This is a genomic window from Kitasatospora sp. HUAS MG31, assembly GCF_040571325.1.
GTDB lineage: Bacteria > Actinomycetota > Actinomycetes > Streptomycetales > Streptomycetaceae > Kitasatospora > Kitasatospora camelliae.
On record NZ_CP159872.1, the window covers coordinates 4,169,032 to 4,191,551 of the forward strand.

Sequence of the window (22,520 nt, forward strand, 5' to 3'; positions counted from 1 at the left end):
AATCTACGCCGGATGTCCGGTCGGTACCCGAATGTCGGACTCCGCCGCCGACCAGGTCGGCCCGGCCGGCACCGGGCCGGGTCAGTGGCCCTCGTACCAGTCCTGCGGGGTCTCGGACGGGGAGGGGACCGGCCGCAGCAGCCGCATCCCGGTGAACACCGCCAGCGCGCGGCGGGCGATCCGGGCCGCCGACCGGTCGGGGCGGCGACGCGCGGCCGGGACGCGGGGCTCGGCGAGGTGGTGCCTGGTAGGGAGGAACGCGGTGGTGCTCCCGCCGCGCTGCGCCGCCTGAGTCATGGTGTGCGACCTCCGTGCTTCTGGCCCGGCTCCGCTCGTCTCCTCCGAGGGGGCGCGCGCCGGCCCGGCGCACCCCGGTGGAATGACTCCCCGGGGGCGGCTCCGTGTTACGGGTCGCGCGGGTCGAATCTCCGCGAGCGGCGGTGACAGCGGTCACGTCGGGTGCGGACGGGGGCCGCCCCGCCCGCCGGGCGGCCCCCTCCGTCGGCTCGCTACGCGGGCAGCTGCGGGAGGTCCGGCAGGTCGGTGCCGACCGAGCCCGAGACCGCGGTGTCCACCGGCAGGTCCGGAGCCGACACTCCGTCGGGGGCGAGACCGCCGAGCGCCGGCTCGGAGGCGTGGGCGGCGCTGGGGGCGGTGAGCGAGGCCACCACGCCGACGGCGAGGGAGGCAAACGCGAGGATGCTTCGCTTCTTCATGCCGGGACCAACGCCGCAGCGGCCCCGAGGTCACGGCCCCGAGGTCACGGCTCGGTCGCGATGCGGGGCCCGGCCGGTACGCAACCCCGACCGTCCCGTCACCGTCGGTGACACCCGATCTGGCCAATCATCACAAATCGCCCACCATGCGTCAGGCTTTTGTGATTGCCTCTCCTGAGCCGCTTGGAATCCGAGGGGCCATAGCATTAACGTTTGATAACGCAGCGCGGTCGGCAACGCCGCAACCAAGCGGCACCGTGCGCCATCGCCTAATCCTTCAGGCCCGCCTCACCGGCGGGTCGGGAGCCGGGGAACCACCGTTCCACCGGGGTGAATCGGTCAGGTCCAGGCCTGACCGTAGGAGACCTTCCACCTCCGAACCCGTCAGCTAACCCGGTCGGCGAGAGGGAAGGAAGGAGTGCGCCTCCGTGGCGTCGACCTACTCGGAGACGAGCACCACCGCCGGTACCCAGGTGCTGGAGCACCCGGCGGAGCCCGAAGGGGCCCGTCACCGGATGCCGCGCCAGTCGCGCGGCAGCGCACCGCTGCTCGGCGTGACCGCGATGACCGCCGCCCTCGGCGCCACCGCCTTCGCCGCGGCCCCGTCGGCCACCGCCCAGGCTCCCTCCGTCGCCTCCCCCGACGAGGCCTCCGAGAGCGTCCTGTCCGCCGACCCGGGCCTCGCCCTGGCCGCCCGGATCCAGCAGCAGGCCGACAGCCAGCGCACCGCCGCCGAGGAGAACGCGCGCATCGCCGCCGCCCAGGAGGCGCAGGCCAAGCGCGCCGCCCAGGAGGCCGAGCGCCAGCGCGCCCTCGCCCTCCCGGTCGCCGACTACGAGCTCACCGCGCACTACGGCCAGTCCGGCGTGCACTGGGCCCACCTGCACACCGGCATGGACTTCGCCGCCCCGACCGGCACCAAGGTCACCGCGCTCGGCGCCGGCACCATCACCTCGGCCGGCTGGTCCGGCTCCTACGGCTACCGGGTCATCGAGACGCTGCCCGACGGCACCGAGATCTGGTACTGCCACCTCTCCCGGATCGCCAAGTCCTCCGGCCAGGTCCAGGCCGGCACCGTGATCGGCGCCGTCGGCGCCACCGGCAACGTCACCGGCCCGCACCTCCACATGGAGGTCCGCCCGGGCGGCGGCGCCCCGGTCGACCCGGAGCCCTGGCTCCGCGCCCACGGCCTCAACCCCTGATCCACCCTCCGCCGGTGGGTGCGGCCCGCGCCGCACCCTCCGCGAGCGGTCCCGGGGCCGGTCACCAGGCCGAGGTGTCCTCCGGCGCCAGGTCCGGGTACTCCGCCACCAGCAGCTCCGGCAGCCCCGGCACCGTCCACTCCCCGCACAGCCGCAGCGCCTCGGCCGCCACCGCCGCCTCGAACCCCTCGAAGTCCCCGGCGAGTTCCTCCGGCATCGGCCGCCCCAGCGCCGTCAGCGCGGCCAGGTTGCGGTAGCTGCGCCGCATCAGCCCCTGCTCCAGCAGCCGCCGCGCACCGTCCGAGGCCATCCCGACCAGCAGCACCCGCCCGGCGTCCCAGCCGCCGTCCGGATCCACCCCCGGCACCGCCTCGTACGCGGCCAGCCGCTGCCCGGCCGTCAGCTCCCGGAAGCCGTCCAGCCAGCCGCGCACCGCCGCCGGGTCCTCCACCGCCACGCCGTCCGCCCGCAGCAGCAGGGCGTACAGCCGCGGCCAGGTCAGCAGGTCCGGCCGGCGCAGCAGCCCGCAGAGCACCTCGCCCTGCCACTCGGCCTCCTCGTGCAGCCGCTGCCGGCGCTTGGCGTTCAGCCGCCGGGCCTCCCGCTGATGCTCGATCAGCAGCCCCACCGCCGCGCCGTACGCCTCCGGCTCCGCCACGGGCTGCACGTACAGGTGCAGCTGCTGGTAGAGCAGCTGTTCCACGGCGGGCGAGGTCAGCTCCGGGTAGCCGTCGTGCATCCGGGCGCCGCCCAGCTCCAGCAGCGCCAGCACCGCCCGCAGCGCCGCGCCGTCCACCGCGGGCAGTTCCCGCTGCGCTGCCCAGGCGAGCAGCTCGTCGGTCCTGGTACGGGGGATGAGCTGCAGGTCTTCGTCGTTCACGCAGGTACGTTAGCCGGTCCCGGGCCACCCCGGCGGTAGGGTCGGGCGGCATGGAGCACGTACGGCTGACCGGCCCGCGCCTCATCCTCCGCGAGTACCGGCAGACCCCCGAGGACGCCGAGGCCCTGTACGCCGTCCTCGGCGACCCGGTGGCCGGCCGCTTCCTGCCGGCCGGACCGCGGGACGAGGAGGAGTGCGCCGACCAGATCGAGCTCTACCTCGACGAGGCCGAACAGCGCCCGCGCGGCTGCTACCGGCTCGCCGTCACCCTGCGCGCCGAGGCCGGGGACCCCGTCCCGATCGGCCAGGCCGCACTCACCCGGGACGGCGAGACCGCCGGACTGATCGGCTACGCGCTGCGCCCCGACCGCTGGGGCCTCGGCTACGCGGGGGAGATCGCCGCCCTGCTCTGCGGGTTCGGCTTCGAGCGGCTCGGCCTGCACCGGCTGGCCGCCCGGGTCGACCCGGACAACACCGCCTCGGTCCGGGTGCTCACCCGGGCCGGCTTCCGGCTGGAGGGGCGGATCCGGGAGGACACCCGGCTGCGCGGCCAGTGGCGGGACAGCCTGCAGTACTCGCTGCTGGCCGCGGAGTGGGCGGTCGTCAACGGGAGCCCCCCGCGCACGGGATGACGGGGGGTGGGCCGGGGTGGGGACGGGGGTGGGGACAACCCCACCCCGGATCCGGCGGCAGGCGGGATACCGGCCGGGGGGTGGTCGGCGGCACCGTGGAGGGGTGACGACGACGGCAGTGACCGAACCCCGGGAGACCCCCATGGCCGCCAGCAGCCCGCTCCACCCCGCCGACCTCGCCGGTGACGTCCCCGGCGGCCTTCCCTGCCGGGGTCTGCCCGCGCCGGTGCGGGGGCGGCCCGGCTTCTGGCGGGCGCCGTTCTCGGCGGCCACCTACCGCGAGGTCTCCTTCACGCTGATCGGGCTGCCGGTCGGAGTGGCCGGGTTCACCGTCTGCACCGTGCTGTTCAGCGCGGGCCTCGGCCTGCTGGTGACCGCCCTCGGCCTGCCCGTCCTCGCCGCGCTGCTGACGGCCGCGCGCGGGTTCGGCGCACTGGAGCGCGAGCAGGCGCGCGGGCTGCTGGCGATGGAGGTGACCGCGCCCGCGCCGGTGGTGGCCACCCGGCGCGGCTTCTGGGGCGGCGTCGTGGCCCGGGCGGTGGACCCGGCCGGCTGGCGGGCCGTGCTCTACCAGGTGCTGATGTTCCCGTGGCGGGTGTTCGGCTTCACCGTCTCGGTGACCTTCCTGCTCACCGGCTGGGTGGTCGCGCTCTACCCGGCCTACCACTGGGTCTTCGCCCGGTTCACCGACTGGCCCGGCTACCGGGTCTTCGACTACACCACCGCCTCCGGCCGGCACCACGCCTACTACGTCGAGGCGCCCTGGCAGATCGCCGCGGTCTCGCTGATCGGCATCGCTCTGGTGCTGCTCACCCCGCAGCTGGTCCGCGGCATCACCAACGTGCACCGGCTGGCGATCCGCGGCCTGCTCGGCGCCCGCTGAGCCCCTGCGGCCGGCGTGCGGCCCGCGGGGGCCCGTGGTCCGATGGACCCGCCGCCCGAGGGGCTGGCGTCCGACCGCCGCGGAGGAGCACGCCGATGGAGCCGCTGGTCACCTCGCGGCGCGCTCCGTGCGGGCACGCCCCTGAAACTGCCCGGCCGGAGCGCTCAGGCCGTCGCCGCCGCCGGAGCCGGCAGCCGCCTGAGGATGTCCTCGGCCACCGACCGCCGCCGCGAGTACGGCGGGACGTTCCGCGAGTTGCGGGTCTTGTACTCCACCGCCTTCCGCAGCGCCGACCGCTCCTGCGCGGTCAGGTCGGGCAGGGCGGCCGCCTCCCGGGCGGCCAGCAGCGCCTGCAGCAGCTCGAACGGCGACAGGTGGCGGTCGATCGCGGTGATGATCAGATCGAGGTTGTTCCGGTCCGGCGCACCCTGCAGCAGGGCCAGCGCCTGGATCCGCAGGCCCTCCACCCCGGTCTCGAAGAGCGTCCGCACCTGCTCGGAGCTGAAGCCCAGCCCCGCGGCCGCTATCGCCGTCTGGTTCACCGAGTCGGCCAGGGTCTGCCGGTCCGCGGCGGTCAGCGCCCGGGCCAGCAGCAGCCGGGTCAGCAGCCACCCGGCGACGAACCCGAGCACCGTGAAGTACACCGCCAGTGCCGCCGCGAACGCGGCCGCCCCCTCGCCGCCGCCGAGCACCGGCGCCAGCTCCTCCCCGAGCCGGCGCAGCCGGCGCGGGATGGTCCCGATCTGGGTCAGCCCCGCACCGAGCAGGATCTTGGTCAGCCAGTCGGAGACCTGCTCCAGGTTGGTGTTCGGGGCGTAGCCCGCCGTGGAGGTCGCGCCCTGGTCGTCCGGCCGCGCGGCCGCCCCGCTGGTCAGCAGCCGCGGGATGCCGAACAGGAAGCCGAGCAACCCGCCGCCCACCGCGAAGGTCCCCGCCACCATCAGCCCGCCGCCGAGCGCCGCCGCCCCGTGGTCCCCCGCCAGCGCGTACAGCACCAGCCCGAGCACCCCGGCCCCGACCACGCAGCCGAGCCCGATCTTCACCGCCGGTACCGGCTCCCCGCCCCGCTCCAGCTCCACCGAACCGCCCTCCCCGTCGTCTCCCCCGACCCCAGGCGACTGTAGCGGTACGCACCGACCGCGCCACCGGCGGGCAGGGCCGCAACAACCCCCCGGTACAAGGCTCTTGCCCGCCGGAGGGGAAAAGCAGACGGCCCGTGGGCTGCTTCCTCGGCGCCGGCCCCGAGGGGTCGGCGGCCGAGGCACCGGGGATGTACCGGTGAGACCACGGGCCGGGTGACTGCTGGGAATTCGCCTCCGCCGAGGGCCTTGCGGGCCACTACCTGCGGGGCAGGGGCGGCTCTAGCGAGCAGCCACCTCACGCATCCTGATGGAACTCAACTCAGGATCACCTCCTTTCAGTGTGCGCCCACCATAGGCAGGCCCACTCCGGAGAGGCAACGGGTTTTTCCACCCGAAACGCACCGAAGGCCCGGAGGAAGATCCTCCGGGCCTTCGGCCACTGAGTAGCGGGGACAGGATTTGAACCTGCGACCTCTGGGTTATGAGCCCAGCGAGCTACCGAGCTGCTCCACCCCGCGTCGGTGAACACCACACTACGTGAGTGCCGCGCAGAAGGGAAATCGGTATCCGGACCAGCGGGTCTCAGCACCTGGCGACGGCCCGGACCGGCTGCCGGGAGCGCCGGGTCTGCGCCCACGCCGCGAAGCACACCAGCAGCGCGAAGGCCGGCACCATCAGCAGCCCGTACACCAGCAGGAAGCCGTCCGTGCCCAGTCCGGCGGCCGCGTTCCAGACACCGTGCAGGGCCATCGACAGCAGCAGGCCGGCCGGGGCGGCGACCCGGGCCAGCCAGCGCCGCCCGGTGGTCAGGGTGAGCGCCAGGCCCAGCCCCGTCAGTGCGGTGAACAGCGGGTGCGCGAACGGCGACAGCAGGCCGCGCAGCACGAAGGTGTGCACGGTGCCGTCGAAGTCCCGCAGGCTCGGCGCCTCGCCCAGGCCGATCGAGTCCAGCCGGGCCTGCTGGTCCGCGGTGAAGGCCCGCCCGAGGTAGAGGGCGTTCTCGGTGAAGGCGAACCCGCAGGCGGTGAGCCCGCCCAGGACCGTCCCGGCGGCCAGCGTCCGCGGGCTTGACCTGGCCCGCCGCCGCTCGTGCGGCACCGCCCGGACGTACCGGGACGGGCCGGGTCCCACCCGCGTCCGGCCGGGCCCCCGCGGTGGCCGCCCGGCCGCCCGGCGCAGCAGCCCCGGGCCCCGCCGGGTCCGGCAGCGCAGCCGCCGGCGGACCGGCAGCAGCAGGATCAGCAGCGCCGCGGCCTTGGCCGTCTCCTCGATCAGCGGGGTGGCGAACTCCGCTCCCAGCGTCTCGCCGCGCGCACTGCCCTGGTGCGCGATGAGGAAGTCACTGGCCCAGCCGTTCGCCATGATCGCCACGGTGGTCGCCGCGCAGGCCCCCCAGGCCAGGCAGAACACCGTGTGCCGCACCGGCACCCGGGCCGTCTGGTTGAGCCAGGCCAGCCCGCCCAGCACGAACGGCAGCGGCAGCAGCGCCAGCCCCAGGCCGACCAGCAGGCCCGTCGTCCCGGTCTGGGCCTGGACCAGCCGGAGTATCAGCACCCCGCAGCCGGCCAGCGCGAACGCCGCCAGCGCGGAGGACAGGGCAGGCAGCCGCAGCGACCGGGCCCGCCGCAGCAGACCGCGGGCCTGTCGGGAGGTGTGCCGGGGCAGCAGCCGCACAGCCCGGTGCGCCCGCGGCCGCGGGACGGACCGGGTGCCGACCGGGGGCGCGGGCGGGCGGTCGGCGGCGGGCACCGTGGGGACGGCCCCGCTCGACGGGCTGCTCACCCCCGAAAGCGTAGGGGACTCCGCCGCTTCCGGGGGAGGGACCGGAGCGATCCGCGTCCGGACGATCACCCGGGGTGACGGCCCGTCAGCCGGCCGGACCGGCTCAGCGCCGCCGGAACAGCAGGTCGTGGACCACGTGGCCCTTCGCCAGACCGGCCCGCTCGAACTTGGTCATCGGACGCCACGCGGGCCGCGGTGCGTACCCCGGCACACTGCCCGCCGGGTGCTCCTCCGGCTCCAGCCAGCCGGAGCCGTCACCCTCCGGGTGCAGGTTCTCCAGCTCCGGGCAGGCCGACAGCACCCGGGCCATCTGCTCCGCGTACGGCTCCCAGTCGGTGGCGCAGTGCACCAGGGCGCCCGGCGCCAGCCGCGGCAGCACCAGCTCCAGGAAAGACTCCTGGATCAGCCGGCGCTTGTGGTGCTTCGGCTTCGGCCACGGGTCCGGGAAGTACACCCGCAGCCCCGCCAGCGAGGCGTCCGGCAGCATGTCGCGCAGCAGGATGATCGCATCGCCGGCGGCCAGCCGGACGTTCTCGGAACCGTCCCGCTCCAGGAACTGCAGCAGGTTGCCGTGGCCCGGGGTGTGCACGTCGGCGGCCAGGATGCCCGAGGACGGGTCGGCCGCGGCCATCGCGGCCGTGGTGTCGCCCATCCCGAAGCCGATCTCCAGCGTCACCGGCAGCCCGCCGAACAGCCCCGCCAGGTCCAGCGGGGTGCCGTCGATCGCCAGGCCGTACCGCTCCCAGCCCCGGTCCAGGGCACCCGCCTGGGCCTTGGTCATCCGGCCGCGGCGCGGCTGGAAGCTGCGGATCCGCCGCTCCCGGTGCTGCGCCTCGGTGGCCTTGTGCGGGTACATCGGCGCGGGGAACCCCGCCGGGGCGGCGGAGAGCCGGGCGGACGGGGACAGCTGGGGGCTCGGGGCAGAGGCAGTCACAATCGCCCCAGTCTACGGGCGCCGCCCACGGGCCGGACCCGGGCGTGACGCATTCCTCATCCCCCCGCCTCCAGGGCCGCCAGCGCCCGGCGGGCGACCTCCCTGCCGATCCCCAGCGAGGCGGTGGCCGCCGGCGAGGGGGCGTTCAGCACGTGCACCGTCCGGCGCGGCGAGGACGGGTCCGCCGGGTCGAAGCCGGCGAAGGCGAAGTCGTCCAGCAGCGAACCGTCCCTGGCCACCGCCTGCGCCCGGACCCCGGCCGTGGTCGGCACCAGGTCCGCCGCCGACACCGCCGGGAGCAGCCGTCGCACCGCCGCGGTGAACGCCCGCTTGGACAGCGACCGGTGCAGCTCGCCCACCTCGTACCGCCAGTGCCGCCGGGCGATCTGCCACGTCCCCGGGAACCGGGCCGTCTCGACCAGGTCGCGCAGCCGGACCGTCCGCCAGTCGTAGCCCTCGCGGGCCAGCGCCGGCACCGCGTTCGGGCCGACGTGGACGTCGCCGTGCACGCCCCGGGTCAGGTGCACCCCGAGGAACGGGAACGCCGGGTCCGGCACCGGGTACACCAGGCCGCGGACCAGCCCCCGGCGGTGCTCCGCCAGTTCGTAGTACTCACCGCGGAACGGGATGATCCGCACCCCCGGGTCGTCCCCGGCCATCCGGGCCACCCGGTCGCTGTGCAGCCCCGCGCAGTTCACGAGCACCCCGCAGCGCAGCTCGCCGCCGGAGGTCTGCACGGTCACCCCGTCCCGGCGCCGCGCCACCGCCCGCAGCTCGCTGCCGGTCCGCAGCACCGCCCCCTTCTCCCCGGCCAGCTCCGCGTACCGGCGGGCCACCGCCGGGAAGTCGCAGATCCCGGTGGTCCCGATGCGCAGCCCGGCCACCCCCGTCACCTGCGGCTCGTACCCGCGGATGCCGGCCGCGTCCAGCTCCGTCACCGGGATGCCGTTCTCCCGGCCGCGCTCCGCCAGCGCCGCCAGCCGCGGCAGCTCCTCGGCCGCCGTCGCCACGATCAGCTTGCCCGTCACCTCGTACGGGATCCCGTTCTCCCGGCAGAACTCCACCATCTCGGCGGCGCCCCCGGTCGCGTACCGGGCCTTCAGCGAACCCGGCCGGTAGTAGACACCGCTGTGGATCACCCCGCTGTTGCGGCCGGTCTGGTGCGCGGCGAAACCCGGCTCCTTCTCCAGCACGCACACGCTCAGCCCGGGCCGGGCCCGGGTCAGCGCGTACGCCGTGGAGAGCCCCACGATCCCGCCCCCCACCACCAGCACGTCGACGTCGTACGCCATGCTCGCCCCCTTCGCTCGTCCCCGGGGTCGATGCTTCCACGCCCGGGCCCGGGGGAACCGGCGAACCGGCACTCAGGACGGCGACAGCACCAACCGCGCCCGCTCGGCCAACTCCCGCACCCGCTGCTCGTCCTGGAACGGCTCCAGCCGGCGCAGCAGCTCCACCACGTACTCCCGGCTGCGCTGCGAGGAGATCCGCCCCGCCACCTCCACCGCCCGCTCGCCGGCCGCCACCGCCGCCTCCAGGTCCCCCGCCTCCGCCTCGGCCATCGCCGACACGAACAACCGCAGCCCGTGCGAGCGGACGAACCCCTCGGTCGGGCGGGCCAGCGCCTCCCGGGTGAACTGCCGGACCTTCGCCGGCACCCCGAGGTCCCGGAAGCACTCCGCGGCGTCCGCGGCCAGCCGGTCGTAGGCGTAGAAGTCGATCCAGGTCGGATCCGGATCCCCCGGCCGGGACCGGTCCAGCGCCGCCTCGGCCGCCGACAGTGCCGAGGAACAGGCCGGCGCGTTCCCCGCCCGCGCCTGCGCCCGCGCCTCCACCAGATGGAAGAAGCTCATCGTCCGCGCCGTCGCCAGCCCCCGGTTGCGCTCCAGCGCCGCCTGCGCCAGGTCCACCGCCTCCTCGGGGAAGTTCCGGTACGCCGCCTGCAGGCTCATCGACGCCAGCACGTACCCGCCCAGCGGCACGTCCCCCGCCGCCCGGGCCAGCCGCAGCGCCTGGATGTAGTACCGCTGCGCCGCCTCGTGCTGACCGGTGTCGAAGGCCATCCACCCGGCCAGCCGGGTGAGTTCGGCGGTGGCGCCGAACAGCGCCCGCCCCACCGCGTCGCTGTACGAGGCCAGCAGCAGCGGCGCCGCCTCCACCCGCAGGCACTCCGGCACCATCGACGAACGCCAGTCCCCGCCGCCGTACTTGGAGTCCCAGCGCCGCGCCTCCTGGGCCGCCTCGCGGAGCTTGGCCGCGTCCGAGTGGCCCACCCGGTACCCGGCCAGGTCGGGCACCGGCGCCTCCCGGGCCACCGACCCGTCCGCCGGGGTGATCAGCCAGCGGGAGACCGGCGTCGCGTACGCCGCCACCGAGAACGTGCCGGCCAGGCTGTCGCTCCACCGCCCGCCGCCCGGACCACGCCGCAGGTCCAGGTCCACCCGCCACAGCTCGGTCGCCGACCGGACGGCCTCCGGTACCTCGCGCGGGAACTCCAGCCCCAGCTCCGGCGCCGGGTGCGAGTCCCCCAGGCCGATCTCCTCCAGCGGCACCGGCCGGCCCAGCTTGTTGCCCAGCGCGGTCGCGATCAGGTGCGGCACCGGCCGCTGCGGCACCATGCCCTTGGTCACCCAGCGGGCGACCGACGTCTTGTCGTAGCGCAGCGTCAGACCGCGCTGGGCGCCCAGGTCGTTGACCCGCCTCGCGAGGCCGGCATTGCTGATCTGGGCGAGCGAGAGGAGTGCGCCGAGCCGATCGTTCGGCCCGCGCGAACCGGCGGTCCGTGAGATGGCGGTCATGGCGGTGGCACCCCCTGGCGACGTGGCGCGCGGACGGGCGGGCGGGCACGGGCGGCACCCACCCCCGGGCTGCTGCTGCACCTAGCGTAGTCGTCCGGGTTCCGACGGTTAAGAGCCGGCATTCCGGTTGGCGGAATCGCGTGCCCGCCCGGCCGGTCGACGCCCTGCGCCCGGGGCGGACACCACGGCCCTCCGGACCGTCCGGCGAGCGACTGTGCTCCGGTCATGTGCCGATGTGCGCCACCCGTGCCCCCTGGCCACAGCGGCAGGTCGGCGATTCGCTGGACGCTGTGGATCGGCCCGCCGCCGAGGACCCGGCGGGCCGGGGGAAACCGCTGCCTCCATCCCCGCGGGCGGCGGCAGGTCCGGGAGGGCATGCGGATGCCCTCCCGGACGTGCGACGCCTTTCGGCCATCCACGGGCCGTCCCGGCTTGGCTCGGCCATGCCGCGGAAGGCCGGCGGGCACACCGGGGCGGCCCGGGCCACGGAGGGGGAGGCCCGGCCCGCCCCGACCGGCGTGGCCCCGTGCAACCGGTCAACCACAACAGGGGCGCGGGGAACTGCGCGAGACGGAAGTCCGCCCACCCGCAAGCCGCCTACCAAGCGCACCAGCTCCCAGGTCGGTCCCGTGCAACCGGTCAACCACAACAGGGGCGCGGGGAACTGCGCGAGACGGAAGTCCGCCCACCCGCAAGCCGCCTACCAAGCGCACCAGCTCCCAGGTCGGTCCCGTGCAACCGGTCAACCACAACAGGGGCGCGGGGAACTGCGCGAGCCCGAAAGCCCGCCCACCCGCAAGCCGCCTACCAAGCGCACCACTTCCCCCGTCGGACTTGTCCCGCAGGCGACCAACCGATGGCACGATGGGATCTGACGGCGCGCCACACCCGCACCACCACTCCCGCGCGCCCGACCCTCGGCCCTGCGGAGGCGCGATGCGGTGGATCACCGGCTGGAGCGGTACCTCCGGCGCGGCCGGACCCGAGCTGGCCGCGATCCGCCCGCTCGCCGGCACCCCGCTGTGGAGCGGCCCCGACCCGCTCTGGGCCGTCGGCGACTGGCGCCCCGAGGAGATCCGCCTGGCCGTGCTCCGTCCCGGCGCCCCCGCCGCCGTCACCACCGGCCTCACCCCGCCCGAGCCCGCCGACCGCGACACCCCCGCCACCGTGCGCCTCGCCGTCCTCGGCCGCTGCGGCGCCAGCGACGCCGAACTCGCCGCCGGCCTGGCCGCCGCCCGCGGCGGCGCCGTCCGCCACCTCACCCGCTGGCCCGGCAGCTACACCGTGGTCCTCCGCACCGGCACCCGATCCACCGTGCTGCTCGCCGACCTCGCCGGCGCCCTCCCGGTCTTCCACACCCCGTGGTGCGGCGGCACGGCGTACGCCACCACCGCCCTCGCCCTCGCCGACCTGGTGGGCGCGCCCCTCGACCCCGAGCACCTGGCCGCCCGGCTCGCGGTCCCCGAGTCGCCGGAGGCGCTCGGCACCGGCACCCCGTACGCCGGAGTCCACCGGGTGCCGCCCGGACACGCGCTCGGCATCCGCGGCGGCCGCCCGTACACCGACCGGTACGAGGAACCCGCCGGCCCCGGCCCGCGCGCCGAGGCGCCCGCCGTCCGCGAACTCACCCGGGCGCTGCTGGAGGCCGTCCGCTGCCGGGTCCGCAGCTCGGCGCCGGTCGCGGACCGGCCCCGGCTCGGCGTCGACCTCTCGTACGGGACCGCCTCCGCCACCGTGGCCCTGCTGGCCGCCGCCGTGCCGATCGGTCCGGCGCCCACCGGGCGGAACCCGGCCGACCCGCCGGTCCCGCGCCTCCCCCCGCCGCCCCGCCCCGGACCGTACCCGGGGGGCGGCCCCGGACCGGCCCGCCCACCGGTCACCGTGCACCCGGACCGGGACCCCGTCCCGGAGAACGACCCCGGCGTACGGGAGCGCGACCCGGACCCGTACGCCGATCCGCCCCGCACCGGCGCGGTCAAGGGCTCCTGGGCCCGCGGCCCGGCCCCCGAACCACCCGAACCCCTGGACCCCGAGGCGCTCGCCGCCGTCACCGTCGGCCGCGCCGACGGGCTCGCCCTCGCCGTCGACGTCCCCCGGCTGCGGCACATCGTCCTGCCCCCCGCACACCCGTACGCCGGGCTGGCGGCGGACCCGCTCACCGGACCGCTCACCGACGAACCCGGGCCCGCCCTGATCGCCGCCGAACGACTCCGCGCCGCCTACCGCGCCGGCGGCGCCGACCACCTCACCGGCCACGGCGCCCGCCAGGTCCTGGACGGCCACCCGGCCCGCCTCGCCGACCTGATCCGCACCGGCCGATCCCGCGAACTCCTCGCCCCCGTCGCCGCCCTGGCCGGCGCCGACCGCGCCGTCGCCGGCGCCCTCACCGGCACCCTGCGCACCCCGCTCACCGTCCTGCGGGCGGCCCACCGGCTGGCCCGTGCCCGCTACGCCGAAGGGCTCGACGACCTCGCCCTGAAACTGACGATCCGCAAGGCCCCCGGCGGCGGGACCACCGCGGGCGCCAGCTCCGCCGCCGACCTCGCCTGGGGCGTCCCCGGTCCCGCCGCCCGCTGGCTCACCGACGACGCCCTCGCCACCGTCGCCCAGCGCCTGCGCACCGCCGCCCGCGGCCCCGCCCCCACCGAACACCCCGGTGCCCGCCGGGCCGGCCACGCCCTGCACCGCCACGCCGCCGGGTACCGCACCCTCGTCCACGCCGCCGAACAGTACGGACAGCGCCTGCACGCCCCCTTCCTCGACAACCAGGTGGTCCGAGCCGCCCGGCTGCTGCCCGACGACGTCCGGCTCCAGCCCGGCGCCCGGCACGCCCTGCTGCGCGCCGTTCTCACCGGCGCCGGCCGGAACGACCTGCCCCCCGACTGGGGCCGCACCCCGCGACCCGACCGCGCCGAGGCCGACCGGACCGGACTCCGGCTCGCCGCCGACAGCCTCCACCTGCTCTTCGAACGCCCCCTGCTCGGCGAGATCGGCCTGCTCGACACCACCGCCGTCCGACGCACCCTCGCCCGCGCCGCCGACCCCGACACCCCGCTGCCCTCCGACACCCTCGACGGGCTCGCCGAACTCATCGCCACCGAACTCTGGCTCCGCCGCCTCACCGCCCGCCGCGCCGGCTCCTCCTGGACCGGCCTCCCCCCGACCCCCCGCCCCGCCCTCACCCGTACCTGACACCTCCCCAGGTCCACCGCGCTCCGCTTGTCGGGCTCACCCAGGGGCGCGGGGAACTGCGCGGGCCGCAAGGCCCGCCGCACCCCCCGCCCCGCCGCACCTGCGCCTCCGCAGCCCCCGCATGGGCGCGCCTCGCCGCCCCCGCCCGCCGTCGGCGGGGATCATGGCGGGGTGGTCCGTAGCCAGGAGGCCCTGCTGTGAGAGAACCGCTGCCCGTGTCCGGTGAGGCCCCCGCGCCCGGGTTCCCCGGGGTGCTGGCCGCCTGCGACGGTTCGGACGGCTCGCTCTGGGCGCTCGACCGGGCGATGACCGAGGCGGAGCTCTTCCGGCTGCCGCTGTACGTCGTGGCGGTGGTGAACCCGTCGCCCACCGGCTACCCGCCCGGCATGGCGGAGCTGGTGCAGGAGAGCGTCGAACGCCTCGCCGCGAGCATGGCCGACGGCCTCCGCCGCGCCGTGGACACCGTCCAGACCGCCCGCCGCCGCCCGTACGGCGGGGAACTCACCCTGCACGTGGTGCTGGGCAACGTCATCGAGGTGCTGCTGCGCTGCTCCGCGGACCAGCACACCCTGGTGGTCGGCACCCGCGGCAACGGTGGCTTCCCCCGCCTGCTGCTCGGTTCGGTCAGCACCGCGGCCGTCCATCACGCGGCCTGCCCGGTCCTGGTCGTCCCGGCCCCGGCCGCCGAGTAGCCCCACACCCGAAACGCCCGACCGGTCCGGGAATGCCCCCAGGTGGTTGACGGTTCACCTACCGGTACCGTCCCCCGCCCCGACAAGGAGCCCCACGCCATGAAGGTCGAGATCTACTCCGACATCGCCTGCCCCTGGTGCTACATCGGCAAGCGACGCTTCGAGCAGGCGCTCGACCGCTTCGCCGGCAAGGACGGCGTCGAGGTGGTCTACCGGCCGTTCCAGCTGGTGCCGGACGCCTCCGAGACCCCGCGCCCGCACCGCGAGTGGCTTGCCGAGCGCTACGGCCCGCAGTCGGTGGCGATGGACGCCAGGGTCGCCGAGCTCGGCCGGGCCGTCGGCATCGACTACGACTTCGACGCCGCCATCGAGGTCAACACGCTGCGCGCCCACCGGCTGCTGCACCTCGCCGAGACCGAGTACGGCTCCGCCGTCCAGGCCGACCTCAAGGAGCGCCTGCTGAAGGCGCACTTCACCGACGGCGTCGACATCGGCGACCGCGCCGCGCTGACCGGGCTGGCCGTCGAGGCGGGCCTGGACCGCGCCCGGGTGGAGGCCTACCTGGCCGGTGACGAGGGCGCCGCCGAGGTCCGGGCCCAGCTCTCGGCCGGCCGCGCGATGGGCATCAGCGCGGTGCCGACCTTCGTCTTCGAGGGCCAGTGGGCCGTCCAGGGCGGCCAGGAGGCCGACACCTTCCTCCGCGTCCTCCAGCAGGTCGAGGCGGAGATCGCCGAAACCGCCCCGGTCACCCCGGACGGCGACGCCTGCACCGACGGAGCCTGCGCCGTCTGACCCCGTACGGTCCGATCCCGCACGGTCCGATCGACCTGCGCCGACCGTGCGGGACGGCCTCCCCCGCAGATCACCCGCAGATCACCCGCAGGTCAGCCGCGCGTCCGCCCAGTCGGCCAGGTCGATCAACGGCCACCCGTCCGCCCCGGGCTTCACCACCAGCCGGACCGAGGTCTGGCCCGCCAGCGACACGTGCGCCGGCACCGGTACCGCCCACGGCGACACCTCGCCCGAGGACCACAGCGTCCGCCCGTCCCCGCCCTGCACGCTGAACACCGCGCCGCCGAGCCGCACCGTCCGGTCGTCCAGCCCGACCACCGCGTCCAGCGCGCTGCACCGGCCGCCGAGGTCCACCGTCACCTGGGACGGCACCGCCACGGTCAGCGCGTGCCGGTGGAACCCGCCGCGCATCCAGCCACCGCCGCGCTGCACCAGCTGACCGGTCCTCCGGATCGACGGGCCCTCCGCCACCTCGCGCTGCGTGCCCGGGCCGAACGGCAGCTCGTCCAGCCAGTAGAGGGTCACCACCGGGGGCTCCGGCGGGGTCGGCGTCGGCGTCGGGGGCTGCGGCGGCACCACCACCGGGGACGGCGTCACCGGCGGCGCCGGCGTGGCGCTGGGCGACGGCCGGGACGGCGGGGGAGTCGGCGACGGGCTCGGCCGCGGAACGGCCGCCGCCAGGGACGGCGCCGGGCTCGGCTCCGGCGAGGGCTCCTCGCTCGCCGTCGGGCTCGGCTCCGGCCGGTTCGGCACGACCGGCGCCGGCACCACCGGAGCCGAGACCACCGGCGCCGCGACCGGCGTCCGCGGCTCCTCGGACTGCCCGCTCAGCGTGTACGCCACGACCACCGCCGCGGTCACCGCCAGACCCGCCGCGATCCCCGCCTTCGCGGCCGTTCCGACGGCCTCCCCGGCCACCGCGCCGGCCACCGAGCCCGACCCGGAGCCGGACGCCGCGCCGCCCGCGGCCGCCCCGGCCCCCGCCGTCCCCGCACCGGCCGCCCCTGCGGCCGCACCCGCGGCGGCACAGCCGACCGCCGCGCCGGCACCGACCGCGGCCGCCGCGGCCGTGAGGTACCCGGCTCCGATCCAGAGCAGCACCCCGTCGGGCAGCACCGCCCGCAGGCTGTGGTTGATGTCCGTGAGCTCCAGGTACGCCGCCGTGCAGCGGTCGCAGTCCCGGACGTGCCGGCCCACCTCCGCCGTCGCCCGCTTGCGCAGCGAACCCCGGGCGTACGAGCCCAGCCGGTTCGCGTACACCGCGCAGCCAGACTCCTGGCTGCCCGACACATGTGCCTGCAGGAACGCCGCCGCCAGCCGGTCCCGCGCCCGGTGCGCCTGGACCGCCGTCGCGTTCGCCGTCTTGCCGAGCAGCACCGCCACCGTCTTCGGCGACTCCCGCTCCACCTCGGTGTGCCAGAGCACCACCCGGTCGTCCTCGGGGAGTTCGGCGTACGCCCGCATCACCATGCGCTGGTCGGCCAGCGCCATCGCCCACGCGTCCGCGCCCGGATCGGCCAGATCGAACTCGATCGCCGTCGCCGAGGACTGTGCGAAGGTGCCGAAGTCGTCGACCAGTTGCTCCCGGCGCTCGCTGCGCGCCCAGGCGGCCGCGACGTTCCGCACCGCCGTCAGCAGGTACGCGCGGACCGCGAACTCCGGCCCCCGGCCGGCCCGCAGCGCCTGCAGCGTCCGGGCGAACACCTCGCCCGCCAGGTCCTCCGCCGTGAAGCTGTCGCGGCAGCAGGTCCGCGCGTAGCGGCGCACCGAATCGGCGTGGCGCCGGTACAGCTCCTCGTACGCGGTGTCGTCCCCCGCCCGCACCCGGGCGGTCAACTCGGCGTCGGAGGGCGGGCGCTCGCCGTCCACCGGTTCGGTCGGCGCCGGAACCACCACCCGGGCCGGGAGGTCCTCCCCGACGAACGCCTCCGGGGTCACCCGACCCCGCCCGGCCGCCGCCTGGCCGGGCACCCGCCCGGACAGCGACTCGCGGGCCGGGGAGCCGGCCTGGTCCGGCACCTGACCCGGCACATCCACGCCCGGGGCGTGCTCGCTCTGGTCCTCGGTGCTCAACTCCGGCCCCCGGACGCGGAGAACGGTCGGACGCCGCCGAACTCGGCGCCCTCGGCGGCCCGCCCGTCGCACACGGCGACCAGCGGAACGGCACGCAACGGGACAATGGCTCCAACCACGGGCAAAGAATGGCATAGCGGAGCGGCCATCGGGAACCCGATCGGACACGAACCCACTCGTCCGGGCCGCCTATCGGCGCGCTGCCGCGGCCGCCCGCCCCGCTCCGAGCCCCCGCCCGAGCCCCCGCCCGAGCCCCCGCCCGATCCCCTGTCGGCGGACCCGCCGTGGCCGAACCGCCGTCAGCCGACCACGGTGGTCAGCATGCCACCGTCAACGCACCACCATCAGCGGATCACCGTCAGCGGGCCCGCAGCCCGTGCAGCAGGATCCGCAGCAGCCGGTCCCCCGGAGCGTCGCCCTCGGCGACCTCCCGGACGTCCCGGGCCTCGCGCGATTCCCGCCGGTCCCTGGCGTCCCTCACGTCCCGCCCGTCCCGCGCGTCGCGGCCGCCGGCCGTCAGCGCCGCACCCGCGTGCACCGGCACCGCCGCCGTCAACACCAGCACCACGTCCGACACCGTCACACCCGGCCGCAGCTCACCCGCCGCACCCGCCCGGGCCACCAGCGCCGCCAGCAGGTCCAGCAGCAGCCGCGGATCGGCGTCCAGCGACTGCTCGCCCTCCGCCCCCGGCGTCTCGAAGACCCGGTTCCCGGCGACCCGCTGCTCCGGCACCCGGCCGATCTCCTCGGCGTACCGGAACGCCTCCGGCGGCAGCAGCCGCCCGGCACCCGAGCTCACCGCCCGCGCGAGGAACCCGGACAGCGCCTCCCACGGGCCGTCGCCGCCGTACAGCGAATCCCGGGCGCGCGCCGTCAGCCACGCGACCTCCTCGGCCGCGATCCGCTGGACCAGCACCTCCTTGCTCGGGAATCGCCGGTACACCGTGCCGACCCCGACCCCTGCCCGCCGCGCCACCTCCTCCATCGGCGCGTCGTAGCCCAGCTCGCCGAACACCTGGCGGGCCGCCTTCAGCACGCTCTCCAGGTTCCGCCGGGCATCCACCCGCAGCCGCGCACCGGCCGCCCGACCGCCGCCCGAGGGGCGCTCCATCCCCGCCTGAGCCCGCACCGGCACCGCCCGCTCGGACAGACCGCGCTCGGGCAGACCGCGCTCCGGTGCGCCCGTACCGAACGAACCGGCACCGAGTGAACCGGCACCGAGCGAGCCGGCGCCGAAAGAAGCGACACCCGGGACCTCGGGCGCGAACACCCCCGGGTCGAACGGCATCCGCTGCTCGGGCACCTGGCCCACCGCAGGCAGCAGCCGCTCCACCGTGAATTCCTGATCCGTCATCCAACCCTCCCCCGCAGGCGCCCGGTTCCGGGCTCCCGTCCAGACACTGCGCACCCCCCGGTGCACGACGCCGACCCCGGCAACCGCTCGAGGTCCGCGCACTACCCTTCCCCGGTTCCTCCGGGTGCAGTCGGCATTCGCCGACGACGCACAATCCGACCATAGTTCAAGCAAGTTCGCGGCAGAAGTGCACCTTCGTCCGGCCGGGACGACATGCCCGACCCACCGGATCCGGCCCGGGCTGTGGACAAGAGGCCCCCGCGCGGGCTTCATAGGGGGAACGCGAACCGGATCACGACGGCCGGAGGTGCCCCATCAGGATCCTGATCATCGGCGGCGGCTGCGCCGGCATGACCGCCGCGCTCCGCCTCCAACAGCAGCTCAAGGCCCGCATCCGGGCCGGTGAGGTGGAGATCACCATCGTCGAGCCGCAGCCCTACCTCACCTACCACCCGCTGCTCGCCGAGGTCGCGGCCGGCTCCATCGACCCCCGCCACGTCGTCGTCCCGCTCCGCCGCACCCTCCGCGACTGCCGCGTCCTCACCGCCCGCGTCACCAGCGTCGACCACGCCAACCGGCGCGCCTGGGTCGACGCCGCACCCCGCGGCGAACTCCGGCTCCCCACCGAGATCCCGTACGACGTCCTCGTGGTCGCCCCCGGCTCGGTCTCCCGCACCGCGCCCGTCCCCGGTCTCGCCGAACACGGCCTCGGCTTCGCCACCGTCGGTGAGGCCGTCAGCCTCCGCAACCACGTCCTGGAGCAGCTCGACCTGGCCTCCACCACCCGCGACGTCGAACTCCGCCAGGCCGCCCTCACCTTCGTCTTCGTCGGCGCCGGGTACGCCGGCGTCGGCGCCCTCGCCGAGCTGGAGGACATGGCCAGGTACGCGGCCAGGGGCATCCACAACCTCACCCCCGACGACCTCCGCTGGGTCCTGGTCGAGGCCACCGACCGGATCCTGCCCGAGGAGTCCCCCGAACTCGCCGCCCACACCCTCACCGAACTGCGCGAACGCAACGTCGACGTCCGCCTCGGCACCACCCTCGAATCCGCCGCCGACCGGCTCGTCACCCTCTCCGACGGCAGCCGGTTCGCCGCCCGCACCCTGGTCTGGACCGCCGGCACCCGGCCCGCGCCCATGCTCGCCACCACCGACCTCCCGCTCGACGCCACCGGCCGCGTCCGTTGCCTCCCCACCCTCCAGATCCTCGGCCCCGCCGACGACCCCCTCCCCGACGCCTGGGCCGCCGGCGACTGTGCCTCCGTCCCCGACCCCGGGGCCGACGGCGCCCCCTGCGCCCCCAACGCCCAGCACGCCCTCGCCCAGGCCGCGCTGCTCGCCGACAACCTCGCCGCCGCGCTCGACGGCCGCCCGCTGAACCCGTACCGGCCGGAGCGGCCCACCTGCTCCACCTCGCTCGGGCTGCACCGGGCCGTCGCCCACACCCGCCGCGGCCAGCTCACCGGCCGCCGGGCCTGGTGGCTGCACCGAGCCCGGCACCTGCGCCGGCTGCCCAGCCTGGAGCGCCGGGTCCGGGTGCTGACCGACTGGCTGCTCGGCGGGGTGTTCAGCCGGGAGGTGGTCTCGCTGGGCACGGTCGAGAATCCGCGAGCCGAGTTCGAGTCCGGATTCGAGTCCGGCTCCGATCGGCGCGCGCGACCATGAAGGCTGAACCGGTCCCCGAAGCGGGTGAACGCGCCGCGAAACGGACGCGACTTCCGGAATAGGGCCCCAGCCTGACAGGATCAGCCCCACCGGTCCATCACCTGGGGTCGTCAGTCGTAAGCATGGTGTGATGAACCGACATTGTTGTTACCACTTCACGCCGTTCCCAGCCGTTGCCCAGCCATCTCTGCCAGAGTCACCCCACCCGACGCCAGTCCGACCCGATCCCGCCCAGCCCCCGAACCGAGGAAGCGGCCGAGTTGAACCTCATGCGCTGGAGCGCCCGGCTCACCGGAGCCCCGTGGCGTGCCGCTCCCCCCGCCGCCGACGGGGCCCCCACCGTGCCCGTGCCCGGCCCGCGCGACCCGGTCGCCGCCTCCGGTCTCCTCGACCCGCGCGAGCTGGAGCAGCTGTACGACCACCGCGACGTCCTCCGTCGCCTCCCCGCCCCGGTCGCCGTCACCTACGGCCCCCAGCACCAGCTCGGCTACGCCAACCGCGCCTACCGCGAGCTCTTCGGCCCCCGCACCAACGGCCTGCCCGCCACCGAGGCCCTCCCCGAGCTCATCGAACTCGGCGTCCTCCCGCTCCTCGACCAGGTGCTCCGCAGCGGCCGCCCGCGCAGCGTCAAGGCCCGGTGCATCGCCGGCCCCGGTGGCGGCCGCTACTACAACATCTCCTGCGTCCCGCTCGGCGCCGACGGCCCCTCCACGCCCCGCGGCGTGCTGGTCTTCGCCGCCGAGGTCACCGACCAGGTCCAGGCCGCCACCCGCCTCCGCGAAGCCGAACGCCGCCAGCGCGAGGCCGCCGTCACCCTCCAGCGCAGCCTCCTGCCGCAGAAACTCGAACAGCCCGCCGACCTCCGCGTCGCCGCCACCTACCAACCCGGCGGAGCCGACGCCGCGGTCGGCGGCGACTGGTACGACGTCATCGGCCTCGGCGGCGGGCGCACCGCCCTGGTCATCGGCGACGTGATGGGCCGCGGCCTGCGCGCCGCCGCCGTCATGGGCCAGCTCCGTACGGCGGTCCGCGCCTACGCCCGCCTCGACCTGCCCCCGCACGAGGTGATGCGCCTCCTCGACGGCCTGGCCATGGAGATCGACGCCAACCAGATCGCCACCTGCACCTATGCCATCTGGGACCCGGGCGCCCACACCCTCCTCTACGCCTCCGCCGGCCACCTCCCCCTCCTGCTGCGCGGCCCCGACGGCATCGTCCTGCGCGGCGAGGAGCAGAACGGACCGCCTCTCGGCACCGGCGACGGCACCCACCTCTCCCACACCCTCCGCCTGCTCCCCGGCACCACCGGCGTCCTCTACACCGACGGCCTGGTCGAACGCCGCGAGGAGGACATCGACCACGGCCTCGACCTGCTCGCCCGCACCCTCGGCGGCGCGATCGGAGGCCCCGAGGTCGTCTGCGCCCGGCTGCTGCGGGCGATGGGGGTCACCGCCGAGCACGACGACGACGTGGCCGTCCTGGCCTTCCAGCTCCCGCTGGACGAGGAGGACCCTGACGACCCGACCGGTGGCGACCCCGCCACCGAGGACCCGGCAGGCTGGGGTTGATTCGGGTGGAGCAGGTGTGTAAAGTTCTTCGAGTTGCCTGACAGGGAGCACCGGACACGCGTCTGCGCGGACGGTCCCGGGGCAGCCAATCCCTTGAAACACCACTTCCCGGTCCGGGCTGGGTCGCGCTTTGTCGCGCCCCTGTGCGAATTCGGCGTGCGCGTTTATATGGATTGCGGCCGGATTCGCTTTTCGGAGCGGGGATCGGCTAGAGTTTGAAACGTCGGACGGGCCGTCAAGGCGCAGAAGACGAAAGCGAGTCGGGAAAGAGCA

Annotated in this window: 17 protein-coding genes, 1 tRNA gene, 1 pseudogene and 1 riboswitch; of the genes and pseudogenes, 8 read left to right on the top strand and 11 right to left on the bottom strand. The window is 75.8% G+C overall.

All coding sequences use genetic code 11. From position 1 onward, the window contains the following. Positions 1 to 81: 81 nt before the first annotated feature. Together ABWK59_RS18930 and ABWK59_RS18935 are read right to left on the bottom strand one after the other, a co-directional pair. Positions 82 to 297: a hypothetical protein gene (locus ABWK59_RS18930; RefSeq protein WP_354641775.1), complete on the bottom strand. Its 216-nt coding sequence runs from the start codon at positions 295 to 297 to the stop codon at positions 82 to 84. Positions 298 to 509: 212 nt separating this feature from the next. Then, positions 510 to 716: a hypothetical protein gene (locus ABWK59_RS18935; RefSeq protein ID WP_354641776.1), complete on the bottom strand. Its 207-nt coding sequence runs from the start codon at positions 714 to 716 to the stop codon at positions 510 to 512. Positions 717 to 972: 256 nt separating this feature from the next. Further along, positions 973 to 1,134: riboswitch (cyclic di-AMP (ydaO/yuaA leader) on the top strand. A gap of 10 nt (positions 1,135 to 1,144) precedes the next feature. Here ABWK59_RS18935 and ABWK59_RS18940 point away from each other — a divergent pair. Then, the gene (locus tag ABWK59_RS18940; protein WP_354641777.1) at positions 1,145 to 1,918 is read left to right on the top strand and encodes a M23 family metallopeptidase; all 774 of its coding nucleotides are present in this window, start codon (positions 1,145 to 1,147) and stop codon (positions 1,916 to 1,918) included. A 61-nt stretch (positions 1,919 to 1,979) separates the two neighbouring features. Here the strand turns inward: ABWK59_RS18940 and ABWK59_RS18945 are convergent, their stop codons facing one another. Beyond that, positions 1,980 to 2,798: a hypothetical protein gene (locus tag ABWK59_RS18945; RefSeq protein ID WP_354641778.1), complete on the bottom strand. Its 819-nt coding sequence runs from the start codon at positions 2,796 to 2,798 to the stop codon at positions 1,980 to 1,982. 50 nt (positions 2,799 to 2,848) lie between these two features. On the opposite strand from ABWK59_RS18945, the gene ABWK59_RS18950 reads away from it, so the two are divergent. After that, positions 2,849 to 3,430, top strand: a complete 582-nt coding sequence (locus tag ABWK59_RS18950) for a GNAT family N-acetyltransferase (RefSeq protein WP_354641779.1) — start codon at positions 2,849 to 2,851, stop codon at positions 3,428 to 3,430. Between the two features lie 142 nt (positions 3,431 to 3,572). Further along, positions 3,573 to 4,313 carry a sensor domain-containing protein gene (locus tag ABWK59_RS18955; protein ID WP_354641780.1) on the top strand — a complete coding sequence of 247 codons (741 nt, stop codon included), beginning with the start codon at positions 3,573 to 3,575 and terminating at the stop codon, positions 4,311 to 4,313. A gap of 164 nt (positions 4,314 to 4,477) precedes the next feature. Here ABWK59_RS18955 and ABWK59_RS18960 read toward each other — a convergent pair whose 3' ends face one another. The 6 genes from ABWK59_RS18960 to ABWK59_RS18985 all read right to left on the bottom strand — a co-directional run bounded on the left by ABWK59_RS18960 (position 4,478) and on the right by ABWK59_RS18985 (position 10,909). After that, positions 4,478 to 5,392 (bottom strand): hypothetical protein, encoded by a 915-nt coding sequence (locus ABWK59_RS18960; protein ID WP_354641781.1) that lies wholly within the window; start codon positions 5,390 to 5,392, stop codon positions 4,478 to 4,480. A 447-nt stretch (positions 5,393 to 5,839) separates the two neighbouring features. Continuing rightward, positions 5,840 to 5,913 (bottom strand) — tRNA-Met (locus tag ABWK59_RS18965). 64 nt (positions 5,914 to 5,977) lie between these two features. Beyond that, positions 5,978 to 7,177 carry a PrsW family intramembrane metalloprotease gene (locus tag ABWK59_RS18970; RefSeq protein WP_354641782.1) on the bottom strand — a complete coding sequence of 400 codons (1,200 nt, stop codon included), beginning with the start codon at positions 7,175 to 7,177 and terminating at the stop codon, positions 5,978 to 5,980. Positions 7,178 to 7,280: 103 nt separating this feature from the next. Continuing rightward, positions 7,281 to 8,111 carry a tRNA (guanosine(46)-N7)-methyltransferase TrmB gene (gene trmB, locus ABWK59_RS18975; RefSeq protein WP_354641783.1) on the bottom strand — a complete coding sequence of 277 codons (831 nt, stop codon included), beginning with the start codon at positions 8,109 to 8,111 and terminating at the stop codon, positions 7,281 to 7,283. 56 nt (positions 8,112 to 8,167) lie between these two features. Beyond that, on the bottom strand, positions 8,168 to 9,403 hold the full coding sequence (gene lhgO / locus ABWK59_RS18980; RefSeq protein ID WP_354641784.1) for an L-2-hydroxyglutarate oxidase: 1,236 nt from the start codon (positions 9,401 to 9,403) through the stop codon (positions 8,168 to 8,170). Positions 9,404 to 9,475: 72 nt separating this feature from the next. After that, on the bottom strand, positions 9,476 to 10,909 hold the full coding sequence (locus tag ABWK59_RS18985; protein WP_354641785.1) for an MFS transporter: 1,434 nt from the start codon (positions 10,907 to 10,909) through the stop codon (positions 9,476 to 9,478). A gap of 936 nt (positions 10,910 to 11,845) precedes the next feature. Here ABWK59_RS18985 and ABWK59_RS18990 point away from each other — a divergent pair. The 3 genes from ABWK59_RS18990 to ABWK59_RS19000 all read left to right on the top strand — a co-directional run bounded on the left by ABWK59_RS18990 (position 11,846) and on the right by ABWK59_RS19000 (position 15,585). After that, positions 11,846 to 14,101 (top strand): asparagine synthase-related protein, encoded by a 2,256-nt coding sequence (locus ABWK59_RS18990; RefSeq protein WP_354641786.1) that lies wholly within the window; start codon positions 11,846 to 11,848, stop codon positions 14,099 to 14,101. 197 nt (positions 14,102 to 14,298) lie between these two features. Further along, the gene (locus ABWK59_RS18995; protein WP_354641787.1) at positions 14,299 to 14,793 is read left to right on the top strand and encodes a universal stress protein; all 495 of its coding nucleotides are present in this window, start codon (positions 14,299 to 14,301) and stop codon (positions 14,791 to 14,793) included. A 99-nt stretch (positions 14,794 to 14,892) separates the two neighbouring features. Beyond that, entirely contained in the window at positions 14,893 to 15,585 is a 693-nt protein-coding gene (locus ABWK59_RS19000; RefSeq protein ID WP_354641788.1) for a DsbA family oxidoreductase, read from the top strand. Positions 15,586 to 15,666: 81 nt separating this feature from the next. Here ABWK59_RS19000 and ABWK59_RS19005 read toward each other — a convergent pair whose 3' ends face one another. Both ABWK59_RS19005 and ABWK59_RS19010 read right to left on the bottom strand, forming a co-directional pair. Further along, complete coding sequence (locus ABWK59_RS19005) at positions 15,667 to 17,658, bottom strand: sigma-70 family RNA polymerase sigma factor (protein ID WP_354641789.1); 1,992 nt, start codon at positions 17,656 to 17,658, stop codon at positions 15,667 to 15,669. Between the two features lie 358 nt (positions 17,659 to 18,016). Continuing rightward, complete coding sequence (locus ABWK59_RS19010) at positions 18,017 to 19,012, bottom strand: TetR/AcrR family transcriptional regulator (protein WP_354641790.1); 996 nt, start codon at positions 19,010 to 19,012, stop codon at positions 18,017 to 18,019. A gap of 314 nt (positions 19,013 to 19,326) precedes the next feature. On the opposite strand from ABWK59_RS19010, the gene ABWK59_RS19015 reads away from it, so the two are divergent. Together ABWK59_RS19015 and ABWK59_RS19020 are read left to right on the top strand one after the other, a co-directional pair. After that, complete coding sequence (locus tag ABWK59_RS19015; protein ID WP_354645008.1) at positions 19,327 to 20,679, top strand: NAD(P)/FAD-dependent oxidoreductase; 1,353 nt, start codon at positions 19,327 to 19,329, stop codon at positions 20,677 to 20,679. A gap of 260 nt (positions 20,680 to 20,939) precedes the next feature. After that, positions 20,940 to 22,175, top strand: a pseudogene (locus tag ABWK59_RS19020) (PP2C family protein-serine/threonine phosphatase); the annotation flags it as partial. Positions 22,176 to 22,520: the final 345 nt, after the last annotated feature.